This is a genomic window from Arthrobacter sp. P1_C12_2 (assembly GCF_056406415.1).
In genome coordinates this window covers 1-1,522 of the sequence record NZ_JBFUAF010000048.1, presented here as the reverse complement: position 1 = coordinate 1,522, position 1,522 = coordinate 1, and the positions used below count along the sequence as shown (strand labels likewise).

2 protein-coding genes and 1 pseudogene are annotated in these 1,522 nt (G+C 64.9%); all 3 read right to left on the bottom strand.

Annotated elements, in window-relative coordinates; translation table 11 throughout:
- On the bottom strand, positions 1–198 hold a 198-nt coding region (locus AC1DZQ_RS22490; protein WP_476965572.1), incomplete at its 3' end, for a hypothetical protein.
- A gap of 90 nt (positions 199–288) precedes the next feature.
- Positions 289–1,110, bottom strand: coding sequence for an HAD-IIA family hydrolase (locus AC1DZQ_RS22485; RefSeq protein WP_476965571.1), 822 nt, complete (start codon positions 1,108–1,110; stop codon positions 289–291).
- 189 nt (positions 1,111–1,299) lie between these two features.
- Positions 1,300–1,522: pseudogene (locus AC1DZQ_RS22480) on the bottom strand (hypothetical protein); the annotation flags it as partial.

Sequence of the window (1,522 nt, the reverse complement as noted above, 5' to 3'; positions counted from 1 at the left end):
CACCGAGACGACCTCCAGGTAGACCACGAGGCCTGCGGCGTGCGCGGCGGCAGTCAGCTCGCGGGCCTTCGCGGGGGTGGCGCCGACGTCCTTGAAGCCGATGTGGCGCAGCCCGGTGTCCTTGACCTGCTCGAGGACCTCGAGGGCGTTGTCGACGGTGCGGTCGTTGTGGGTGAGCATGAAGATGAATTCAGACATTGTTCGTGTTCTTTCCTGGTGGTGGGTGAAGCGTTTTGGGGGTTTCGGGGTGGAACGTTTTGGGTGGTGGGCACTTGGTGCCCGGCGCGGTCAGGCTGCGAGGAGCCCGCGGACGTCGTCGAGGACGTGGGTTGGATGGATCGTTGAAGCGGCCAGATGGTCATCCGTCGTCGCTCCGGACATCACCAGGGCCGAGGCCATGCCCGCGTTCAGGCCCATGGCGACGTCGGTCAATAGCCGGTCACCGACCATTACCGCCTCGTTGGCGGGGACGCCGAGCCGGTCCAGGAAGGCGTTCGCCATGTGGACGCTCGGCTTGCCGACAATCGCCTCGGCGCGGCCTCCAGTGCAGGCCTCGATGGCTGCGAGCATGGCGGCGCAGTCGGGGAGGCCGCCGTCGGGAGTGGGGCAGTACGGGTCGGGGTTCGTTGCCACGATCACGGCACCGGCGTTGACCGCCTGGTATGCCCGGGTCAGCTTGTCGTAGTCGAAGGTCCGGTCGAAGGACACGACCACGACGTCGGCCTCCAGGGGGTTTTCGGTCACGGTGAACCCGGTGCGGCGCAGCGACTCGATGAGTACCGGCTCGCCCACGGCCAGTATCCGTGCTCCCGGATGACGCCCGGTGAGGTACAGGCTGAGGGCGTCGAGAGCGGAGATCACGTCTTCTGCAACTGCCGGAATGCCCAGCTTGGTCAATTTGGCTGCGTAAGCGTCGGCGGTCTCGAGGGGTTTGTTGGTCACAAACACCACCCGGGCCCCGGAATCGCGAAGCGCTGCCACTACGACGTCTGCGCCTTCGATGAGGTTATCGCCGAGATAGAGCGTGCCATCCAGGTCGAAAGCGTAGCCCCGGTATAGCGGGGCTGTCTCGCGCCGGCTAACTTCTTTGGCCAGTAGTTCAACGGGCATCTTTGCCCTCCTTTCGCTCCAGTGGAGCATGTAATAAGTCTAACGTTAGACGTCTAACAACTCAAATTGTGAGTGCGGTCTTACTGAATTTTTTGTGCGGTACGGCGGTGGGGCTGTCTGGCGGGGGCTGCTGTGGTTGCAGCGGCCCCCGCCGGGCGGTCCGGGGCCTGTTGGGTCGGGCGTGTTGGGTCAGGCTTCGGTCAGGGCGTGGTCGGTCAGTGCGAGTTCTTCTTCGGCGGTGTAGTTGCCGACGCGTTTGCGGCCGACGGCGAAGTAGTAGGCCATGAACAGGGCCACCATGATCGCGGCGATGACGAAGGCGAGCGGGAAGCTGACCAGGGCGGCGGGGATGAGGATTCCGGCCAGGACCAGGGCGATCCACATCGTGACGCGTCCGCCGCGGGCCTTGTAG

Bases quoted from the DNA above. Each gene is read 5' to 3' on its own strand.
- AC1DZQ_RS22485 (WP_476965571.1), bottom strand. From the start codon at position 1,110: ATGCCCGTTGAACTACTGGCCAAAGAAGTTAGCCGGCGCGAGACAGCC.